This window comes from Paenibacillus sp. J31R122, assembly GCF_056269185.1.
In genome coordinates this window covers 668,462-686,084 of record NZ_JBWDNM010000002.1, presented here as the reverse complement: position 1 = coordinate 686,084, position 17,623 = coordinate 668,462, and the positions used below count along the sequence as shown (strand labels likewise).

Genomic DNA, 17,623 nt, shown 5'->3' with positions numbered 1-17,623 from the left:
GTGTATGAAGGGAATTGACATCCAGAATGTATGGTTACATCCTAGACGTTTATTTAATAGCCGCCGCCGAAACGCATGCAACTACAAGCGATAATCACCAACAAAATGAAAAGCACCAGAATAGTACCAAGGTTTGTAAAAGCACCACCTACATTACCAGACATTTTTATAGCACCTCCTTACGTGTTGAGTACTCTATAATTTATGCATGAGCTTAACGGTCTGACTGTGTGTTTGTTATACAAGCAAATATACAGTGAGAATAGCCCATCCTATTTAAAAATAATGTGATTTTATTCACATATAAATATGTTCTAGGATGCTACACTTATTTTGCAAAGCAAAGCAGAGAAGGAGGCATTCTAACATGCAAGAACAAAAAAAAGAGAAACTAATAGTGATTGGTAACGGTATGGCTGGGATAAGTACAGTTGAGCAAATTCTGAAATTAAGTGATTCGTTTAATATTACGGTATTCGGTAGTGAACCACATCCTAACTATAATCGTATTATGCTTTCATATGTTCTGGAAGGTAGCAAGACGGTCGATGATATTGTCTTGAACGACTGGAACTGGTATAAAGACAATCGAATTACGCTGCATACGACAACGACGGTGACACATATTGATGCGGGAAGTAAGCAAGTGACTACAGACAATGGGATGACGGAATCTTACGATAAGATTATTATTGCTACAGGATCTAACCCGTTTATTCTACCGATTCCTGGTAGCGATAAAGAAGGCGTAGTAGGTTTTAGAGATATTAGCGACTGCAACCAAATGATTGATGCTGCTCAGAAATATAATAAGGCTGCGGTAATTGGTGGTGGACTGTTAGGGTTAGAAGCTGCTAAAGGACTCGTGAATTTGGGCATGGATGTCACGGTGGTCCATTTGATGGAAGATATTATGGAACGTCAACTGGATCACAGCGCTTCGTCAATGTTACAAGCGGAATTGGAACGTCAAGGCATTAAATTCGCTATGGGAAAACAAACCACTGAACTTATTGGGGGGGATAGGGTAAGTGGATTACGTTTCAGCGACGGTAGTGTATTAGAAGCGGAGCTTGTTGTGATGGCGGTGGGTATTAAACCAAACATAGCACTCGCCATGGCTAGTGGTATGGAAGTAGGAAGAGGTATTGTTGTAGATGATTATATGCGTACTTCATTTGAAGGTGTATATTCTGTCGGTGAGTGTACGCAGCATCGGGGAGTATGTTACGGGCTCGTAGCCCCGTTATTTGAACAAGGACATGTGCTCGCAAAGCATATTTGCGGAGTAGACACATTACCATATGAAGGTTCTATTGTAGCAACAAAACTTAAAATTTCTGGTATCGACGTATTCTCAGCAGGTGAGTTTGTTGAGGGACCGGAGCACACTGTGATTGCTGCTAAAGATGAGTGGAAAAGTACCTATAAGAAAGTTCTTCTACATGACAATATCATTGTCGGAGCTGTCTTATTCGGAGATGTAACGGAGTCTTCTAATCTGCAAAAGTTAATTAAGCAACATTCCGAAATGACAGATGATGTTTATAATACAGTCATGGGTTCAGGATGCTGTGGTGGTGGAGCTAAGAAAAAATCTTCTGTAGAAACAATGTCTGATGATGAGATTGTTTGTGGATGTAATGGGGTAACTAAGAAAACAATTATCGATGTTATTACGGATCAGGGTTTAACGACGGTAGATGAAATTAAAGCTTGTACTGGCGCAACCCGTTCGTGTGGAGGATGTAAACCAGTTGTTGAGCAAATACTGCAGTATGTTCTTGGGGATGGCTTCAAGATCTCTTCGAAACAAGGGATTTGTAGTTGTACTTCGCTTGATAGAGATGAAGTGGTAGCAGAGATTACGGCGAAAGGTTTGACAACGACACGCGAAGTTATGAATGTACTTGGGTGGAGTAACGCGGAAGGCTGCTCTAAATGCCGTCCAGCAATTAACTACTACTTGGGTATGATTTATCCAGAGAGTTATGAAGACGAGAAAGAATCACGGTTTGTTAACGAACGAATGAACGCGAATATTCAAAAAGACGGGACATACACTGTTGTTCCACGGATGTATGGTGGCGTTACGACACCGAAAGATCTCAAGATAATCGCTGATGTTTCCTTAAAATATGATGTCAAGGTCATTAAAGTGACAGGTGGACAAAGGCTGGCTCTGATTGGAGTCAAGAAGGAAGACTTACCAAAGGTATGGGAAGAACTTGATATGCCTTCAGGTTATGCTTATGCTAAATCGCTGCGTACGGTCAAAACATGTGTAGGTTCCCAATTCTGTCGATTCGGCACACAAGATTCCATGTCTATGGGAGAACTTTTAGAACGTAAATTTGAGCGTCTCGATTTACCTGCCAAATTTAAATATGCTGTGAATGGTTGTCCGCGGAACTGTGCGGAAGCATGTACCAAGGATATCGGTATCGTAGGAAATGATGGAGGCTGGGAAATCTTTATTGGAGGCAATGGAGGGATTAAGTCTCGTATTGCTGATAGCTTCTGTAAGGTTAAAAGTGATGAAGAATTGATTGAGATTTGTGGAGCAATTATGCAATATTATCGTGAAACCGGCAAATACTTGGAGAGAACTTCGGAATGGGTAGAACGGATAGGCCTTGAACAGATTCAGTCTGCGATATTGGATAATCTAGATAACCGCAAAGAACTCGTTAATCGAATTGAAATTGCGCTACAACAGGTGAAAGATCCATGGAGAAAGATGCTTAATGATGACAAAACACGTACAGCTCTGTATGAAAATAAAAAATCTGCAATTTTAGTGGAATAACCCATTAGTGTGTTGAATGGAAAGGGGAGAGATCAAATGGAAATGACAACGAATTATTATTCTATTGGTTCAATTGAGGAGTGTTTAGTGCAAGTGGGTCGAGTTGTGATCATTGAAGGTCAGGAGATTGCTATATTTCGTACTTCGGATGGGACTGTATACGCTTTGGCAAACAAGTCACCACACCCTAAGGGAGGGCCTTTGGCAGAAGCGATCGTATCTGGACATTATATTTACGATCCCTTATATGACTGGAAGATTGATTTAACGAGTGGAGTTGTGCAAGCACCAGATACAGGCCAAGTCGCGACATATCCTGTTATTGTGAGTAACGATGATATTCAAATTGGCGTTTATGCCTAACAATCTATCATATGAAAATATAAATAACGAAAGGCATTTAGGAGGTAGTCCGCTTGTATACACAAAGTGTAGAGAACATAGTAGATTCGGCGGTTAAGAAAAAAGAAAAGATGAACGAAAGTTTACTTCGCTATACAATTGCTGCTGCATTAGCGGGTGCCTTTGTAGGAATTGGGATTATCCTAATTTTCACATTAGGTGCCCCATTAGCCGCAATGAAGTCACCTTATCAATCCCTCGTTATGGGGGGATCTTTTGGAATCGCACTCACGTTAGTCATATTTGCAGGTTCAGAGCTATTTACGGGTAATAATATGTTTTTTACGATGAGTACATTAGCAGGTAAAACAACCGTGAAGGATACACTTAAGAACTGGAGTATCGTATTTTTAGGTAATTTACTAGGTGCTTTGGTGCTTTGCTTATTGGTTCTAGGTACGGGGCTGTTCAAGGATATACCTGCTGAACACCTTATCTTTACGGCAGTAGCTAAAAAGATGCAACTACCCGTAATGGAACTGTTTTTTCGAGGTATTCTTTGTAACTGGTTAGTATGTCTAGCTATTTGGATGTCCATTCGGGCCAAGGAGGATGTTGCTAAATTAATTCTCATTTGGTGGTGTCTATTTGCCTTTATAGCGAGTGGTTATGAGCATAGTGTGGCTAATATGACGCTATTAAGTATTGCTACCTTATTACCGAATCACCCAGAAACAATCTCTATTGCTGGATGGTTGCATAATATGATCCCGGTTACTTTAGGCAATATTGTTGGCGGAGGTCTGTTCGTTGGTATGGCGTACTGGGTTATTTCCCCAGTTCGAAAAAATAAGAAATAAAACATAATCGTTGGAATGTAAAAGGTGCTTTATAGGTCATAGCCCCGTCAAGTTGACGGTAGTAAGAAGAGTTTGTTAAGCGGCGATCGCTTCTCGGTATTCTATCGGAGAGAGGTCGCCTAATTTTTTCTGGAATTGCTCTTTGTAACCTCGAAAGTCCTCAAACTTTTCCCCCAGCCTAAAACTTTTGTACCCAATGCGGTTGTTTTTATAAAAACGAAGAAATTAACTTGAAATATGGTAAACTTATCTCAAAACTATAGGGAGAGAATAGGATGTCCGATCATGATGAACTTGCCGAACAAAGGCGAAAAAATTTAAAACTCATTCATTTTAGTAAAGATGATCAAGCACTTGTTGAGTCGGATAAACCAAAGGAGACGTTTGCAGATGTGGGCGGCCTAGAGGACGTGAAGAAGAAAATCAGAATGAATTTTATTCTGCCGCTGAAACAACCGGAGATATTCGCAGCATACGGAAAGGCGGCTGGTGGCAGTCTCCTGCTTTTTGGACCGCCGGGTTGCGGTAAGACGTTCTTGGCGCGAGCAGTAGCGGGAGAAATTGACGCAAATTTCATGCACATCGAGTTACAGGCAATTCTCTCGATGTACGCTGGGCAGAGCGAGCATAACCTACATGATATTTTCGAGAAGGCAAGGGAGAGCAAACCATGTGTCATTTTCATTGACGAACTGGATGCCATGGGGGGAAGCCGTCATCAGATGCGTCAACATCACGACCGAATGCTTGTCAATCAGCTTCTTCTAGAACTTGACGGCTTGCAAGCAGAAAACGATAACGTATTTGTAATTGGTGCGACGAATACTCCTTGGTATCTTGATTCTGCCTTGCGTCGTCCGGGACGTTTCAATCATCTTGTATTTGTACCGCCGCCGGAGGAAGCTGAACGGGAGATGATTCTTCAACTCAAAATTTCGGGGAAGCCGACGGATTCTATAAATCTAGCAAAGATTGCTTCGGAGACGAAGTTGTTTTCAGGTGCCGATCTAGAGCAAGTAGTGAGTGATGCTGTGGAATTGGCAATGGAGCGCACCTTCGAAACAGGTGAGATTCAACCGATCACGCATGATGATTTGAAGAAAGTGGCGAAGTCACGGAAGGCAACAACGCTGGATTGGTTCTCGACGGCGAAAAATTATGCTACTTTTAGTGATGTGAATAGAGACTATCAAGTCGTAATGGACTATGTAAAAAAGCACGGAATCAAGTAACAGGATTGGAAACGGGAGGTCTATGGCTGTGGAAAAACATTCTAATCAAGCAGCCTATGCAGCAGTACATCAGCTGATTGAATGGAAACGTTATAAGGAAGCTTTAGTCGAAGTAGAACAAATTCTGCGACAGGAACCAGAGAATCCGGACATTTATGCACTTATTTCTCATATATATTTCTTAATGGATGAATACGAGAAGGCGCTGCATTGGACGAATGAGACGCTTAAACGAGAGCCGGAGCAAGAATTAGCCTGGTATGTGCGTGTCGTTGTTTATTATGAGACAGAGAATGAAAAAGCGTTCAACGAAGCATTGCAGGAAGCTATGCGAATCGATCCATATGAAGCCAATTATTATTTCTTTAAAGCGAATAAGTTAAATAAGAAGGGGAAATTCGTTGAGTCGAAGGAGCAGCTGTTGCATGCCTTAGAGCTCAGACCAGAAACTCCGCTTTATTTGGCTATGCTGAGTTACACAGAGGCGTTGCTAGGAAACTTTGCGGATTCAACTAGATTAGACCGACAGGCGATTCAATATGACGCCGAAATGCCATATGTCCTCTTATATTTGGCATGGGCTGCGGGTCTGCGTGGGGATTACAAGCTTAAAGAGACATACATGCGAAACGCGGTTAGGATAAATCCGGATGATAAACAGTTTCAAGACGAATATTTAGAGTCGCTGCAGCAAAGTGAAAAGCTGTTTCGTGTATTTTTATGGCCTACCAAAATATTACGCAAACTGAAACCGTGGCAAATATTAGTTTCATGGATAGTCGCATGGGCATTATTCAAACCACTCATTATCCTCTTCCTTTTGCTTTATGTGCTAGCACATTGGGTAACGAAGTGGATTGTACACGTGCGAGTGTTCGGCTGGAAACGTAGAGGCTCGTAAGAGCTGAATGAAATATATTGGAGACTCGAAGATTTTTCAATGATTAAAAACATACATAGCTTGACTGGTTAAAAATACATAGTAAGAAGTAAATGTTGAAAGTTAAGAAAGAGGAGACTAAGAAATGAATTCTAAATTCACTCATACGCAGTATCTAGTTAGGAAAAAAGTTCTCACTATTGTGGGAGCCAAATTTCATATTTACGATAACAGCGACCAATTGGTTCTGTTCTCGCAGATGAAAGCTTTCAAGCTCAAAGAGGACATACGGCTATATGCTGATGAAACGATGAATGAAGAGTTGATCACCATTAAGGCGCGCAGTGTTATCGATTTCTCTGCAACCTATGATGTGGTCGATGCCGTGAGCGGAGAGCGCCTTGGTACACTGCGTCGGAAAGGTATGAAGTCGATTCTCAAGGATGAGTGGGTTATTTTAAATTCAAAAGAAGCTGAGATCGGGTTCATCAAGGAAGATAGCCGTCTGATGGCGCTGCTTAGAAGATTCCTTAGCAACTTAATTCCACAAAAATTCAATGTAGAGATAAATTCTAAGCTGATAACGGTCTTCGAACAAAATTTTAACCCTTTTGTCAGCAAGCTGAATGTGGACTTTTCACTGGATACTGCCAATCAGTTAGACCGACGATTTGGTCTTGCAGCCGCTGTACTGCTGCTTTCGATTGATGGGAAACAGGGATAGATTGAATATTGCTAAAGACACTGATCCGTCAGTGTCTTTTTTTCATGTAGAGTGAGCGATTGCTCACATTAACACCTCCATTGTTCTTACTTACAAATTAACGATTAAAGATCATTTCAGCAATTTTTCTATATCCTGTTGCGTTTGGGTGAATCAAATCCTTAGACCAAATCGTGTTGTCACTTGACATAGGGTGATTCCAAAAATCAATATGATCTAAATTGTACGCACTGCTAAGAGATAAAATGAACTCATTTGCTTGTAATAACTGTTCTATTACTATTTGTTTTTTTTCCTGTGGTAAAGGTAATCTAACAGTAAAGTCAGGAAGATTTCCTAATATGATGGCAGCCCCAGACTTACTTAATGTATCGATTATTAGTTCCATTTCGCTCCTATATTCATCGAGATTCCAACGGCCTTTTAAAATATCATTAGCCCCAGCGATCAGACTAACCAAGTCAGGTTGCAAGGCTAAAGCTTCTTCAAGTTGCTTTTCGCGAATCTCTTTAGTGATCAACCCACGTTTAGCTAGATTGGTGAATTTTAAAGTAGGCTCATGCAGCTCAGCAAAGTGTTCAACCCAACTTTTTAATGGGACTCCATCAACCTCATCACCTATTCCTTCGGTAATGCTATCACCTATGGCTACGTAGTGTTTCCACATGTCAGTCACTCCTTTTAGAAAATTATCTTCTAGCATAGAATAAGACAGGTTTAGATAAGAATCCTTCTTTTTCTGTTTAAATCTAACGAAAAGAATCGGAATGGAGCACGCAGTTGAATGAGACGGTTTAGATATGTTTATGAATAAGCCTTTAACCAGAAATGGAGAGCTCGTATCAAACGATGTGGGGTAAATCTGCTGATGGCTCCAATGAAAAGCTGAGAATGCTTCGCACATATATCTATATTCTTTTGAATATATATTAAGGTATTTGAAGAAATTGAGCGAGAATTCATTCAAAATAACCTGAAATAGAACAAGCCGGAGCATGGATGGACATGCGCTTCGGCTTGTTTTTATTTTGTTAAGTTTTCTGCTTGTCTTGCGTAGAATGATGCACTTTGGGGAGAGGTATGTCTATCTCGGCCTCGGCTTGGACAGTTTGGCTCAATATCCGGGCCACATGCTCATGAAATTGCCGCAACGCTTTGTCGGATGGCTGATTAACTTCTTTGATTATATATTCACATTTATTCATGAATTACGTCTCCAAAATTTTACAGTTGTCATATTCGATGATGTGTCATCAAAAATGCTCAACATTCTATTTGGAAGGCGGAAAAATATTAACACGTATGGAGTAGAGGAACTTATGGAAAGCAAAACTATTAAGCACGTAGCCGTCTATTTAAGAAAATCACGGGACGATGGTGAATTTGAAGACGTTCTCTCGAAGCATAGGGATACTCTTCTGGCCCTGGTCGAGAATCGAAATTGGACCTATAGGTTATATGAAGAAGTGGCCTCTGGTGAAAAGATAGAGTCCCGTAAGGAAATGCAGAAGTTACTTCGGCATGTTGAAGACCAGCTCTATGATGGCGTAGTGGTCATGGATATTGACCGTTTGGGGCCTGGAGAAAATAAGGATTGGGCACTCATAAAAGATACGTTTTTGAACTCCGAGACGGTAATCATTACACCAAACAAGATATACGATCTGGAAATAGACAATGACGATGTATCCTTTGATTTCATGTCTATTTTTGCCTGAATAGAATATAAAACGATTAAGCGAAGAATGAAGCAGGGCAAAGAGGCTGGGGCGAAGAAAGGCATGTGGACAAACGGAAAGCCACCGTTTCCATACTATTATGATAAGAACACAAGGTCGGTACTGGTGGATGAAACGAAGCGTCCGATTTACCGAGCGATTGTAGAGAAATATCTTAATGGAACAAACTTGGGACATATCGCCATTTGGTTGACGGATAACAAGATACCCACGCCATACAACATTAAGCCTGATGGAAAGAACAAGGGCTGGTCAAATATTACGGTTCAACGGTTACTGGCAAGCGAAATCCATTTGGGTTACATCACTTATGGCAAAACCCGTTCCAAGCGTGGTCAGGTGGAGCTTGTACCCGAAGAAGAGCGGATTAAAGTCATGGGAACACATGATAAGCTGAAAACACCGGAAGAACATGAAGCGATTATGGAACGGCTGCTTAAGAATCGCATGTTGAATCCCAATTCAAGACGTAACATTTTTCCTTTGTCAGGCTTGCTTTATTGTGAAAAATGCGGTTCGCGGATGAGGATCCGGGTAGGAGAGAACAAGAAGCAGGGGCAGCACTGGAGTGCATTGTGCTATCACCAGTACAAAGATGGCAGCAAATGTGAACAGCGTGGCAAGGTAATGGACGCTGATTTTTTCAATGCTCTGTATGATCGGATTATTCATGTAGACCCGGATATATTACGGGAAATTGAACTGCATGGAAGTCGTTATAGTGATACGCAGACGATCATTGAGGTCAAGGAGCAGGATTTGAAGAAGCAGAAGCGGGCGCTGGACAAGCTACATGAATCGTATGAAGAGGACATGATAACGAAACAAGTGTTTTTGGAGAGGAGGGCAATACGTTCAAGGCAAATTCAGAAGTTGGGAGAAGAGTTGAAGGATTTACGGAAGGTTGTAGTAGATGAAGGAAATTATCCGGCTGTTGAGCAGATATATGAACGGGTAGAGCAGTTTAGGGTTGTGGAGCGTCGCGGTGACGAGTGAAGAGAAGAAAGGGCGTTGAAGAAGTTGGTTGAGCGGATTGTGTATAATCGGGAAGGGAATCGGGTGGAGTTGACGGTTTGTTATAAGTGATTTGAATTAGGATAAGTCTTTGGAGGCTTCTGGAAAAAATTCCAGAAGCCTCTTTTAATATGGTACAATATACCTAAATTAGCTATTATCAGATTTACAACTTCATATAAAGAGGCAATAAATAGAGTAAAGAGCTTTATCAATATTAAGGAAAGTAATCTATTATCACTTGATGTAATAGGACAAATCAGAAATAAAGTAACACAATTTGGTATTTATAGAGAAATTGATTTTCATGAAGTTATTGGAACAATAAACAACACAATACAGTTTCTTATTGCAAGTTTATTTCCTTCTTTCATGAATGACGGAACTGACTAATATAAATTGGATGAGCTAATTATGAAGATTAATGAAACCCTAGAATTGGCTAGGTATCAGGAGAACATTTACTGGTCGGGTTATTTCGGAGAAGAGTTTGCAGATCTATATAATCTAATTGACGAAGTCAAAAACGACAATTAGTTTCAGGAATTCTTAGAACAGCGTAACATGGAGATCTATATTGAACGCGATTGGTATATTGATGCGAGCACGTTTATGATATTATTCTTTGATGACTACGAGGATAAATCACTAGAGTTCAGCACTGTTGATTATCCTAGTTTTAACATTACTTTTTTAAAGAATAATTAAGAAAGGATAATTGCTTACATAGACCATTATCATAATTTGCTAAATGACAATGATAACGCAATATATGAATGCAGTAAAGTAGGTGGCATATCTAGGGCAACTTTGATTTCTTGGGCTCGAAGAAGCAGTTTTAAAAAAACAATATAGTTCCAATACTTTGAAATCTATCTTGAAAAAGAATATTCTTGAAAGTTAATCAGGAAGTCTGATCTGAACTTCAGTTAACTTCGGATTCAAGCGTCGGGGCATTCACCCCTCGGTCCGGCAAAGGTAATGGGAGAGAATTCGGCCGATCTCCAATATCGATATTTCCAAATATTTAAAAACGAGAATACGTTTATCAAATTATGTAAAACAGGACTTCGAAAAGGAGTGTTTCGTTTGGATTTGTCATTGACGCGTGCTATAAAAGAAGCAAGTTATTTGTCAACACAAAAAACGCACCGATATCGTCCAATATTAAGATACATGTATGAGCAACATCGCATATTTAATAATGAAGTTTTACCGATAGAAATTTTCACGCATCTTAAACAATTTCCGGAATTTGGCGATTATACGCTCGAAGAGCAAGATGCTGATTTATCGGTTTTAGTTGAAAACAATAACTTAGTGTTGAACCAAGATAATACAGATGCTGTTACATTGGAAGAACTTATTAGGAATCGAAAAACATATTCACTAACAGAATATACGATTGAATTTGAAAAAATACTTATTTTTATGGAGAAAAAACTTCACCGTATACGTGGTGGTTCTTTGGATAAAAAACTCACTGAGCATCTATATAATGCGCTTGTAAAATTAAACGGATTCTCCGTGCAAACCGAGTTGGATTCGTCTTCGCTTGTTCAACTATATGAAGCGTGGGAGGAGCTGTTCGAACGGTTTACAAAGCTTGATAATGATGCTTCGGATTATTTGAATCATATCAGCGGTGATAAATTGGATAGCAAAATGGAAACCGATGCCTTCATCGTATTTAAAAATCAGTTCTGTTCTTATTTAACGGATTTCATGGTTGAACTTAACCGCAATTCGCCTGCGATAATTAATATTATTACACGCATTTCGGAGAAGAAAATTCAAAACATCATATTGCAGCTCGTCCGTCATAAGAAAAATATGCCGACCACGACGGTCGTGTCGGATAAAGAGTATTCCGATACCTTTTTTGATGTATGGACAGGCATCCGTAACTGGTTTTTGGCAAGTAATACTAAATCGAGCAAAGCGTTTCAACTTGAGTTTCGTACTCGGGATGCCATTAGTAAAATGTCTAAGCTTGCACATTTTTATGCGGAGCGACAATTTGTGAAAAAGAGTCGAGTAACAGAATTTTTACGACTTGCAGACATGGTGCATGAGTCCGGCAACTTGGAAGTAGCTCATAAAGTTTTTTCTTACCTATTCGGATTCGAAGGCATCCAGCATTTCAAAGTCGCACGGAAACCGTCGGAAAGGAATGATGGTACGGTATGGGATTTTGACCCGGATGAGCTAGATGTGACGTATCGTATTCGACCACCATCCGAGAGAACCATAAAACAGAATTTGAAGGTATCGAAAGTGAGCCAGGAGGCACTCGAACAGCAACGGTTGCTCGCGGAGCGACTGGCATACGAAGAAAGTGTATTAAAAGCGCTCGTGGAGCAGCCTTGCTTAATCTTAAAGGATTTGGACACCAGAGTTGAGCCGTTTGTTCGAAAAGCATTATTGGATTGGATAAGTGCGGCGTTCTTGAATCCAGTTGGCTACGGCATCTATGAAGGTACCACAGAACTGGGCGTAAAATTTAAACTTCATAAGGTTAGTAACGATATTATTGAACTGCATTGTTTGGATGGAATCCTCTTCTTGCCCGATTTCGAAATGACATTTACGGAGGTGAAAACGCGTGAAAAAGCTGTCCCAGGAGTCTCTTGATTGCATTCATCAATTGCTTGATAATTTTTGGGTTGTACGCAAGGAAAATCCAGAGCTTTTTTATGAAATTAAACAAAACGAAGGGTTTCTGCGGGATTACTTTAAGGACTACTTCCGTTTTAAGTTGGTAGTTGGGACAGATTTTGCAAAAGTTGAGAAGTTTCAAGTAACGCCTCAACCGTCAACAGGCATATCAGATTTCAAAGAGGTGAAAGATTACGTCATTTTTTACTGTGTACTTGCGTTTTTGGATGGAAAGGCATCAAAACAATTTACGCTGTCAGATGTTTGCCAAGCGGTCGTTTCGTACTACCCAAGAAGTTCCAAGGGATCAGTCAATGAAAACCCTCTACCATTAACATGGAAGGGTAACGAAGGGTATAAAAACCGACTATCACTTGTCCGTGTATTGAAAGAAGCTGTTCGGCGGTGTCTGATAGAAGTAATGGATAAAAACATTGAAGACTTCCAAGACCGAGAAACGAATGATGCACTGCTGCGTTCAACCGGGCTTGTGAAATATTTTATGCGTAATATCAGTTTTAATATTGAAGGAAAATTGACGCTAAATGATATTGTGTTGCTTCAAGAAACTCAGGAACGGGAATTAGGTATAGAAAGAAGGCATTTACTGTACCGGAAATTGTTTTTAGAGCCAGCCTTGTATCGGCATGAAGTATCGGCGGCAGATTTTGATTACTTAAGACAGTACGGTCGCCACCTAAATGAACATGCCGAAAAATACTACGATATGAATGTGGATGTCTACGGGAGCAGTGCTTTTTTAGTAAAAGAGAACGTTAGCACGTTTCGGCGGTTCTTTCCAGCAAGTAATGCTGAATCGAACCTAATTGTTCAGTTTGCAACGTTGTTGCGACTTAAAATCATCGACGATAATGACAGTCTCGTTGAACAAAAAGATGGGACAGTCATTTTAACAAATATTGATTTGGATATTATGTGTCGGCAGCTTATAGATGAAAATAGCCACGGATGGACGACGGGCCTAAAAAGTATGAGTATCACTGAAGTTAAGAATACAATTAAAAATACGCTATTTGAATGGAAATTAGCGGAGACAACGCAAGAAGGCGATTTGAAACTATACGATGTAATCGGAAGATTTTTTGAAAAACCTAAAGAAGAAAATAATAAAGGAGTATGATGATGACTAACGATGCACGGCGTTGGAAGCCTCACCGCTTCATCCTATTTAACTATTGGTATTTTAATTATGAAGAATATTACTTCAAGAACGGAAGACTGTTACTGCGTGGTCATAATGGTGCGGGAAAGTCGATTGCCATGAATACGCTTTTTACATTCATGCTGGATGGAAACAAAGACCCTAAGCGGTTGGACCCATTTGAGTCAAGTGACCGCAAGTTTTATGACATCTTGCTTGGAGAAGAGTCGTTAAACAAGGACATTATCGAGCGCATTGGTTATGTTGTGATTGAATATAAGTTGACGAACACGGAGCAGTACATCACGACGGGATTTGGACTGCATTCCAAACGAAAAAACAGAAGGTTGGAAGATGCCTGGGGGTTTGTGATTCATGACCGTTATCGGCGTATTGGGCGTGGACCAAATCCGATCTCACTCTATAAGGTAGAAGTATTAGATGGTTCACCGGAGCAAATTCCCTTAGATAGAAAACAAATAACGACAGCAATCGGCGAGAGTGGTACGGTCGTTGATAGTAAAGATTACGCGGAACTGATTAATAAGCAACTGTTCAAGTTTCCGGATGTAACAGGACTTAAGCTTTTTACCGATGTTCTCGTACGGCTTAAGAGCCCTAAGTTAACCAAAGGCGGGGGACCTGACGATTTAAAGGAAACATTGAACGATTCATTGCCGCCATTATCGGACCATGAATTGTCCGCTTTAACTACTACCATAGAAGCGCAAGACCAAACACAGCGGGAAATCTTCAAAACACTGAGCGACCTTGGTTTTGCAACGAAACTGGATAAAGGTTATGACGATTATGTTTCATACGTATTTGCGGAGAAGGCTAAGTACTATTTGGAAAGTGAAAACACGTGGAATGCCATTGCTTTGGAACAGCAGACGATACTAAGTGATATTGAAACCAAGAGTGTTGACTACGATGAGACCGAGCAAAAAATCCGAAATATTGAACATGAAATTGAAGGGTTGAAGCAAGCAAGGCAGGAATTGGGGCATGATGAAATAGCGGATTTGGATGATACTCTTCAATCTGCCAGACAAGAACTAACCAGAATATCGAATGAAAAATCAGACAAAACAAATCGCTATGAGTTGAAGAAAACATTATTAACGGATGCGAATTACGAACGGCGAAATATTGAAAATGAATTGTGGACAATTGAGAAAGAACTAAAAGCCGCGTTGGAAAGTCTGGAGGAGCTGGGGATGGATTCGGTATTTGAAGACATCTATCTGGCATTCTTTGACCATTTCGAGCGGAATGAAAAAATTGGCGATTATAATTTTTTGAATTGGGAATCTGAAATAAGGATTAGACTTCAAAGGCTTGGGGTGCTACTCAAACAAATTAGAGAACTGGAACAAAAGAAGCGCGATCTGGATGGTATGAGACAACAAATAGAAGAGAAACAAGACGTTCTTCACAACGAAAGAGAAAAGCGTACGACCCTTGCGAATATCTATGATACGGAACGAAACGACGCTTATGTAGAGCTTGAAAACTGGATAAACGAATTAACAGCTCTCGTGCTTAGCGTTAATAGCAGTACGAGCGTGAAACGGATGATTAATGGATATCTAGAAAACGTGACTGAAGAAGAGTTGATGTCTCCAATCTCGGTTGCGCGCGAAGAACAAGTGTCCCAGTGCCTTAAGGAGCAAGCATCGCTAGAAGTACAAATGCAATCAAAGGTTGAAGAAAGGAAGCTTACTAAAGAAGATATCGGTGTTCTCGAGGGCACTGATGAAATTGAACCTGAATTTCCTGTAGCCAAGCAAATCCAGTTACGTGAGTTCATAGAAAAAGGGATTCCTTACGTACCATTTTACGCTGCGGTTGATTTCAAAAAGAACCTTACTGAAGAACAGAAGTCACGTTTGGAGTCGGTACTAACCGAAACTGGTGTACTAACTTCGCTGATTGTACCCGCTAACCTTTATAACGAAGCGTTGTCCGCAACGGTTCTCAGTACTCATCAAGCTCAGGCGCCGAACAATCTAACAAAGTATCTAGATATTTCGGCTGCCGGAGATGTGAGTCATGATGATGTGCTAGCAGTTCTGAGGGGGATTTCGGTTTCGGAGTCGGACGCCTTTTTTGTAACGGATGAAGGATCATTTAAAAGTTCTTTTACAGCCGGAACAGCTTCGCAGAATGGTGTAGCCAAATATATTGGAAAGCATGCTCGGGAACAAGAGCGGCTCCGTAAAATCGCAGCGTTAAAAGAAAAAGTTGCTGCACTTGAGTTAGAAATTGATAAGCTTGAAGTGCTTTCTAATGAAAGTAAAACGCGACAAAGGAAAATTGAAGTTGAGTATCAATCGTTTCCGAAATTTTCGGCCCTAAAAGATGCTAAGCAACAATTTGAAGTCGTTGCAAAACGCATCGCAGAATTGTTGGAACCTGAAGTCTCGTCGATAAACGAAAAATTCAAGGAACTCAAAACCAGCGTGGAGACGCAAAGCAGGAACCTGAACGCAGAGTTCGAAGACATCGCAATTGAGAAAAATGAGCAAGTCGTATCTGATGCGTGTGATGGTTTACGTAATTTCGAGCGAGCGTTATTACAACTAAAAAGTTCCTACCGTTCACGAGGGGATAAACAAAATCTTTTAAAGATTCAAGATGACAAGATTAGTGTTGTTATAGATGGTGTGGATGAGGCGAGGGCCGCCGTTTTGTCACTAGAAGGGCAAATCAAGAACATAGATATTCGAATAGAAAACTATGAAAAGCGATTACAGGACATTGGCACGGATAATAATCGTGAGCTTGCCAAAAGTATTAACAGTAAACTGGAACAATTGCCAAAGGAACAAAGGGAGCTGGACAGGCGACTTAATGACCTGAAAAACGATTTGAAACATTCTCGTGACCGCCTTCCGATTGGAACTCAGAAAGAACAGTTTATGAAGGAGCTAGTTTCGGCTTGGGAAACTGCCTTATTGCAAGATGTAAAAGAATTCAGGGAAAAGTTTGGGCTTGAAACCGAAACAGATACGAAATCGCTTGCCGAGAGTGTCATGTCGAAGATCGGGCAACTCCTCACGAAGAAGGATAGAACTAAAAATAAAAGCGAGTTGGGCAACGTCTTCTCGGATGCGGACAAGGGATTGCCGGAATACAACTTAATGATGGAACCGGTGGAATTCGAAGTTGATTTTTCACATATCGCTATTGAAGACGAAAGCCGAGTTGAAATGCTTAAAATGATAGCTAGGCGTGAAAAAATTACAATAGAGTATCAGGGCCGTCGTGCTTCGCCGTCGTATGCCAAAAACAAACTGATCGAGCATGAGGAAATGCTTTCAAAGGTAATGGCTGAAAAGGACCGCGAGATTTTCGAAGACTACCTAATTAACCATGTCGGAGAAACAATAAAAAACAAAATTCGAAATGCGAAAGAATGGGTAACACGTATCAACACAATAATGGAAAAGACGCAAAACTCCAGCGGACTAAAGTTTGATGTCGAATGGTCACCGAAAAAGAGTGACAGTGAACAGGAACTCGATACAATAGAATTAGTTCGTTTTTTGGAGAAGGACCCAATGTGGCTTGCGGATCCAGATAGGAAAAGGATTGCCCAGCATTTTCGTACCAAGGTGTATGAAGCGAAACACAAATCTGAGTTGAGCGGAACACAGACTCTCATGGAAGATATTAAGTTGGTCTTGGATTATCGAGATTGGTATGAATTCATTATTTACTACGAAAAAACAGGCGAAAAGCGCAAAGAAATGAAGAAAAGCAATTACAATACCTTCTCCGGCGGAGAGCGAGCAATGGCAATGTATACACCACTCCTAGCAGCAGTTGATGCACGTTTGCAAAATGCTCACTGTGAAGCTCCTCGTATATTTGCATTAGACGAAGCGTTTGCTGGCGTAGATGATAACAATATCAAAGAAGCGTTCAAAGTAATTGAGAGGTACGACTTTGATTACACATTAAACTCACAATCTTTATGGGGTTGTTACGAGGAAGTTCCTGATCTGTCGATTTATGTTCTGAATCGAATGGGGAATTCAAATCTTGTTAATTCAATTTCATACTCATGGAATGGCATTAAGAAGACGCGTGTGGAAGAGCCTTATGAAACAAGCGAGGACGTTCAATCTTCGTTTGCTCAGGTTACATTGTTTTGAGTTATTTGGCGTTCACCACGTGCAGCGTAGGTGAATGAAA

General features: G+C 40.5%; 14 protein-coding genes. 12 read left to right on the top strand and 2 right to left on the bottom strand.

The genetic code is table 11. The features are described 5' to 3' along the window. Positions 1-53 precede the first annotated feature (53 nt). Positions 54-164, bottom strand: a complete 111-nt coding sequence (gene yjcZ / locus AC0YN7_RS06280) for a sporulation protein YjcZ (RefSeq protein ID WP_475809084.1) — start codon at positions 162-164, stop codon at positions 54-56. Positions 165-367: 203 nt separating this feature from the next. Between yjcZ and nirB the strand changes: the two genes are divergently transcribed. From nirB to AC0YN7_RS06250, 6 genes are all read left to right on the top strand, one after another. Beyond that, positions 368-2,809: a nitrite reductase large subunit NirB gene (gene nirB, locus AC0YN7_RS06275; RefSeq protein ID WP_475809083.1), complete on the top strand. Its 2,442-nt coding sequence runs from the start codon at positions 368-370 to the stop codon at positions 2,807-2,809. A gap of 36 nt (positions 2,810-2,845) precedes the next feature. Further along, positions 2,846-3,172 (top strand): nitrite reductase (NAD(P)H) small subunit, encoded by a 327-nt coding sequence (locus tag AC0YN7_RS06270; RefSeq protein WP_475809082.1) that lies wholly within the window; start codon positions 2,846-2,848, stop codon positions 3,170-3,172. Between the two features lie 53 nt (positions 3,173-3,225). After that, complete coding sequence (locus AC0YN7_RS06265; RefSeq protein WP_475809081.1) at positions 3,226-4,011, top strand: formate/nitrite transporter family protein; 786 nt, start codon at positions 3,226-3,228, stop codon at positions 4,009-4,011. Between the two features lie 275 nt (positions 4,012-4,286). Continuing rightward, a complete protein-coding gene (locus AC0YN7_RS06260) occupies positions 4,287-5,243 on the top strand; it encodes an ATP-binding protein (protein WP_475809080.1) in 957 nt (318 codons plus the stop codon). A gap of 28 nt (positions 5,244-5,271) precedes the next feature. Beyond that, the gene (locus AC0YN7_RS06255; RefSeq protein WP_475809079.1) at positions 5,272-6,144 is read left to right on the top strand and encodes a tetratricopeptide repeat protein; all 873 of its coding nucleotides are present in this window, start codon (positions 5,272-5,274) and stop codon (positions 6,142-6,144) included. A 124-nt stretch (positions 6,145-6,268) separates the two neighbouring features. Beyond that, positions 6,269-6,847, top strand: a complete 579-nt coding sequence (locus tag AC0YN7_RS06250; protein WP_475809078.1) for an LURP-one-related family protein — start codon at positions 6,269-6,271, stop codon at positions 6,845-6,847. 97 nt (positions 6,848-6,944) lie between these two features. Here AC0YN7_RS06250 and AC0YN7_RS06245 read toward each other — a convergent pair whose 3' ends face one another. Beyond that, on the bottom strand, positions 6,945-7,514 hold the full coding sequence (locus AC0YN7_RS06245) for an SGNH/GDSL hydrolase family protein (RefSeq protein ID WP_475809077.1): 570 nt from the start codon (positions 7,512-7,514) through the stop codon (positions 6,945-6,947). A gap of 328 nt (positions 7,515-7,842) precedes the next feature. Between AC0YN7_RS06245 and AC0YN7_RS06240 the strand changes: the two genes are divergently transcribed. The 6 genes from AC0YN7_RS06240 to AC0YN7_RS06215 all read left to right on the top strand — a co-directional run bounded on the left by AC0YN7_RS06240 (position 7,843) and on the right by AC0YN7_RS06215 (position 17,583). Beyond that, positions 7,843-8,565 (top strand): recombinase family protein, encoded by a 723-nt coding sequence (locus AC0YN7_RS06240; RefSeq protein WP_475809076.1) that lies wholly within the window; start codon positions 7,843-7,845, stop codon positions 8,563-8,565. Between the two features lie 27 nt (positions 8,566-8,592). Next, positions 8,593-9,582, top strand: coding sequence for a recombinase family protein (locus tag AC0YN7_RS06235; RefSeq protein ID WP_475809075.1), 990 nt, complete (start codon positions 8,593-8,595; stop codon positions 9,580-9,582). Between the two features lie 432 nt (positions 9,583-10,014). Further along, positions 10,015-10,137, top strand: a complete 123-nt coding sequence (locus AC0YN7_RS06230) for a hypothetical protein (RefSeq protein ID WP_475809074.1) — start codon at positions 10,015-10,017, stop codon at positions 10,135-10,137. Between the two features lie 552 nt (positions 10,138-10,689). Beyond that, complete coding sequence (locus tag AC0YN7_RS06225; RefSeq protein WP_475809073.1) at positions 10,690-12,234, top strand: TIGR02677 family protein; 1,545 nt, start codon at positions 10,690-10,692, stop codon at positions 12,232-12,234. After that, positions 12,206-13,399 (top strand): TIGR02678 family protein, encoded by a 1,194-nt coding sequence (locus tag AC0YN7_RS06220; protein WP_475809072.1) that lies wholly within the window; start codon positions 12,206-12,208, stop codon positions 13,397-13,399. The genes AC0YN7_RS06225 and AC0YN7_RS06220 overlap by 29 nt, the downstream gene beginning before the upstream one ends. Beyond that, positions 13,396-17,583 carry a TIGR02680 family protein gene (locus tag AC0YN7_RS06215; protein ID WP_475809071.1) on the top strand — a complete coding sequence of 1,396 codons (4,188 nt, stop codon included), beginning with the start codon at positions 13,396-13,398 and terminating at the stop codon, positions 17,581-17,583. The genes AC0YN7_RS06220 and AC0YN7_RS06215 overlap by 4 nt, the downstream gene beginning before the upstream one ends. Positions 17,584-17,623: the final 40 nt, after the last annotated feature.